The following is a 4,046-nucleotide window of genomic DNA, read 5'->3' as shown; positions in this document are numbered from 1 at the left end:
GAGTTCGACGCGGCCGGCAACTTCTCCTTCGAGCTGGGACCGACGCCCGACGCGGCCGTGCTGATGACCCGCGACTACCAGGCCGACCCACTGACCGGCCGGCCCGTCACCTGGCGCATCGAGGCGCTCGACGAGCCCGATCCGGTGCGACACGGGGACGCCGAAACCGCGGTGGCCCTGCGGGCCTGCGCCGCCTGGCTGCGGACGATGTTCGCGATCGTGCCGCTTGCCGTGGGCGTGCGGGTCGATGACGCGCACGCGCTCGGACACGAAATCGCGCACGCCGCAAACGAGTTCGCCGACCCCTATCAGGTACCGGACGCCAACTTCGGCTGGTCTGCGCGTGACGCCTGCTATGCATACGGCAGTTTCGTGCTCGAGGACGATGAGGCGCTCGTGGTCACGCACCGGCCGCCCGCGTGCAGGTTCTGGAACCTGGTGGTGTGGAACCAGTTCATGGCCACTCACTGCGTCGCCGACGCACGCAGCTCGATCAACGGCCACACCGCGGTACCCAACGCCGACAGCTCGGTGACGATCGTCATTTCCCGCGGGATGACGACGCATCCGAACTCGCTGACGACGCTCGACTATCCCCGCGGCAATCTCGCCTTCCGGTGGTTCCTGGCCGACGAGGTCCCGGCCCGGCCGCGGGTGCGGTTGGTGAAGGTGTCCGAGGCGCCGACGAACGTGGACTGAAAACTTGTTCACCGCACCTGACGCTGCGTCAACCCACGATCGGCAGGCGGCGCTTTCGGGCGAGCCGCTCGAGCGCGGTCTGCATGACCGAGCGGATGTGCCCGTCGACCTCCTCGATGTCGGGGTCATCGCCGAACGTGGCAGCGATGTCGATCGGCGGCAGCACCTCCGTGACGATCTTGGTAGGCAGCGGCATGTTGATCGGCAGCAGAACGCTGAGCCCGAATGGGAAACCGAAGGCGATCGGCAGGATGTCGGATCGGGCCAGCTTGTGCTCGAGCTTGGCGAGCCGAAGCCGCCGCGACAGCCACCTGCCACGGCTCAGGTAGAGCTGGCTTTCCTGTGCCCCGATGGACACCGCCGGAACGATCGGCACTCCGGCCTCGATGGCCGTGGTCACATAGCCGGTTCGGCCGCCGAAGGCAACGACGTTCTCCCACACGGTCGGCCGGTAGACGTCGTAATCCCCGCCGGGGAAGACGAGCACAACGCCGCGGCTCGCCAGCGCCTTGGCGGCGTTCTCGCGGGTCGCGGGGATTATGCCGGTGCGCTTCAAGAACTCCGCGGCCGGTCCCCGGAAGAGCATGTCGTGACCCAGCGTGTAAAGAGGGCGTCGGTAGCCGAAGGTGTCGTAATAGTCGACAGCAAACACCGACATGTCCGGCGTCACGATGCCGCCGGAATGATTCGACACCACCAGCGACGCGCCGGGCGGCACGTTCCCCAGACCCCTCACTTCTGAGCGGAAGTACCGCTTCACGATGGGCCTGGTCATACCGACCACAAGCTCGGTCAGGCCGGCGTCCCACTTGTCGGTGTCGGTGGTGTGCGCACTCGTGGCGTCGTTCATTGCTGTTCCTGCTGGCGTAGCAGCCGTGACGGTGTCTGTCGTATCGCATGCGGTGCGCGGCCCACTAGGGCCTAACAGCAGCAGTATGTCGTGACCTTGTTCTCTGAGCGGCGGACCCGGTATCAGCGGGCGATGCCGCAGGACAAATCACTGGTTGTACAGCGCCGACAACAGGTCGGCGAAGTTGTCGACGACTACCTTTCGGCGCACTTTCAGGCTCGGCGTCAGATCGCCGGCCTCGATGGACAATTCGCGGTCGATGATAGCGAATTTCTTGATCTGCTCCCAGCGGTTGAGGTGTGTGTTGAGCGTGTCGATGTAGCCGCCGATGAGGTCGTGGGTGCGCTCATCGCGCGCGATCTCGGTGAAGGATTTGTTCGCCAGGCCGTGGCTTGCCGCCCATTCGTTGATGGCTTCACTGTCCAGGCCGACCAGGGCGACACAGTACGGCCGGCCCTCGCCGTAGACGATGAATTCACCGATGTAGGGGCAGATTCCCTTGAATGTGGCCGCGATCGCCGACGGTGCCACGTACTTGCCCTGCGCGGTTTTGAACAAGTCCTTCTTGCGGTCGGTGATCCGGAGGAAGCCGTCGGCGTCGATCTCACCGATATCGCCGGTGTGAAACCAGCCCTCCTGCTCGAGCGCCTCGGCGGTGGCGTCGGGTAGGTCGTGGTAGCCGCTCATCACCCCGGGGCCGCGAAGCAGGATTTCACCGTCGTCGGCGATGTTGACCTCGGTGTCCGGGAACGGCCACCCCGCGGTGCCGAACCGATAGGCGTCGGGGCGGTTGAGGAACGACGCCGCCGCGGTCTCGGTCAGCCCGTAGCCCTCCAGCACGACGATGCCGGCCGCGTCGAACCATCGCGCCACGTCACGGTCCAGGGCCGCGGCCCCCGAGACGAAGAACCGCAGCCGACCGCCGAACCGTTCCCGGATGGTGGAAAACACCAGCCTGTTGGCCAGACGGTACCGAGCCGAAAGCGACGGCGAGGGCTTGCGGCCGGCCTGTCGCGCCGCGGACATCTCCAACCCGACCGCGATCGCCCAATCGAAGATCCGCTTCTTGAGACCCCCTTCCTTGGCGATCATTTCTTCGATGCGGGCATGCGCCTTTTCGAAGATCCGCGGCACTGCTCCCATGAAAGTCGGATGCAGTTCGGCGAGGTTTTCGACGATCTTGTCGACCCGTCCGTCGATCGCGGTCGCGAAGCCGACCTGCAGCGGCAGCGACAGCATCACCTTGCCGAAGGAATGAGCCAACGGCAGCCACAGGAAGTTCAGGTCGTCGGGCCTGAGGATGTTCAATGCGTCGATGGCCGCGGCGGTGTAGGTCCACGCGCCGTGGGTCAGCCGCACCCCCTTGGGCCTGCCGGTCGTGCCGGAGGTGTAGAGGATGGTGGCCAGCTGCTTAGGACCGATGGTGCGGATTCGTTCCTCGATGACATCGGCGGCGTCGGCGAGCTGCTGTTTGCCCAGCTGCTCCAGCTCGCCGAGGGTGATCACCCAGTCGCCGTCTCCCTTGCCGTCGATGATCACGACCCGTTGCACATCGGGCAGCTCGGCCCGGAGCTCGAGGAGCTTGTCAACCTGGGTCTGGTCCTCGGCGACGACCACGCGGCTACCCGAGTTGGCGACGATGTAGGCGACGTCGCGGGCGTTGGTCGTCGGATAGACCGTGGTGGTGGCGGCGCCCGCGCACATCACCGCGTAGTCGACGAGCACCCATTCGTAACGGGTCGAGGACGCCAGCGCGACGCGGTCCTCCGGGGCGATCCCCAGGGCGATGAGCCCTGCGCTGATGTGGCGCACACGCTCATCCACCTGGCGCCAGGTCACGCTCACCCAGGTGTCATGGTCGCGGAACCGGAAAGCCTCGGCGTGCGGGGTGGCGGCGACACGGTCGACAAACATCTGCGCCACCGACGGCGCCCGTCGCTGGACCTTGCCGATGTCAACCCTGCCGAGCACGTCTTTCATGGTCGCAGTGTAGGAAGCGCAGCACCCGTCAGGAGCGCTTTTCGCCGGCGTACCCGGACCGGCCGATGCTCCGCTGGCTCGGACGTAGGCGACATCCTCCAAACTGCAAACAGGCTCCGGCGGCTGCCCTCGCCCGCGCAAAAGTGCCATCGTCCGTCCCCGGTTCCGGCCAGGTCAACGATGCTCGAAACGGCTCACCGTCACTTGCGTCGTCCGTTCGGCCGGCGTACGTAGCTGCGGTCGTCAGGCGGAGGTCCACGCCGGTTAGGCAACAGGGGTGTCGAGCCAGACGGCGTGTGAACTGCGGGAGCTGCGCCGCAAGAACCGTGAGCTGGAGGCCACGATCGTTATCTTGGGTGGGATGGGCTGTTCTGCTGGTTGACCAGGATGTTTGCGTCGTGGACGGTGTCCGTGACGGGGATGCTGGCGATGCGGTTGGCGCGGAGCTGCCCGTGTAGGTGAGCGATCTGGTCGCGGAGTCGACGGTTGTCGTTGTCGAGTTCGCGGATGCGTTCGT

The 4,046-nt window shown here is 66.0% G+C and carries 2 protein-coding genes and 2 pseudogenes; 2 read left to right on the top strand and 2 right to left on the bottom strand.

Annotated features, from left to right (window positions below; all coding sequences use genetic code 11):
* Positions 1-699, top strand: a pseudogene (locus VKG81_RS15065) (hypothetical protein); the annotation flags it as partial.
* Between the two features lie 28 nt (positions 700-727).
* Here VKG81_RS15065 and VKG81_RS15060 read toward each other — a convergent pair.
* Both VKG81_RS15060 and VKG81_RS15055 read right to left on the bottom strand, forming a co-directional pair.
* A complete protein-coding gene (locus VKG81_RS15060; protein WP_324397237.1) occupies positions 728-1,549 on the bottom strand; it encodes a lysophospholipid acyltransferase family protein in 822 nt (273 codons plus the stop codon).
* Positions 1,550-1,696: 147 nt separating this feature from the next.
* Entirely contained in the window at positions 1,697-3,529 is a 1,833-nt protein-coding gene (locus tag VKG81_RS15055) for a long-chain fatty acid--CoA ligase (RefSeq protein ID WP_324397235.1), read from the bottom strand.
* Between the two features lie 226 nt (positions 3,530-3,755).
* Here VKG81_RS15055 and VKG81_RS21560 point away from each other — a divergent pair.
* Positions 3,756-3,884, top strand: a pseudogene (locus VKG81_RS21560) (IS3 family transposase); the annotation flags it as partial.
* Between the last annotated feature and the right edge of the window lie 162 nt (positions 3,885-4,046).

Source organism: Mycobacterium sp., assembly GCF_035314905.1.
In the GTDB taxonomy this organism is placed as follows: Bacteria; Actinomycetota; Actinomycetes; order Mycobacteriales; family Mycobacteriaceae; genus Mycobacterium.
Note: the sequence above shows the minus strand (reverse complement) of the source record. Positions and strands in the feature narration are given on the sequence as shown.

What these genes read in the sequence shown, in the direction of transcription:
- VKG81_RS15060 (WP_324397237.1), bottom strand. Translation starts at nt 1,549, where the DNA reads ATGAACGACGCCACGAGTGCGCACACCACCGACACCGACAAGTGGGAC.
- VKG81_RS15055 (WP_324397235.1), bottom strand. Translation starts at nt 3,529, where the DNA reads ATGAAAGACGTGCTCGGCAGGGTTGACATCGGCAAGGTCCAGCGACGG.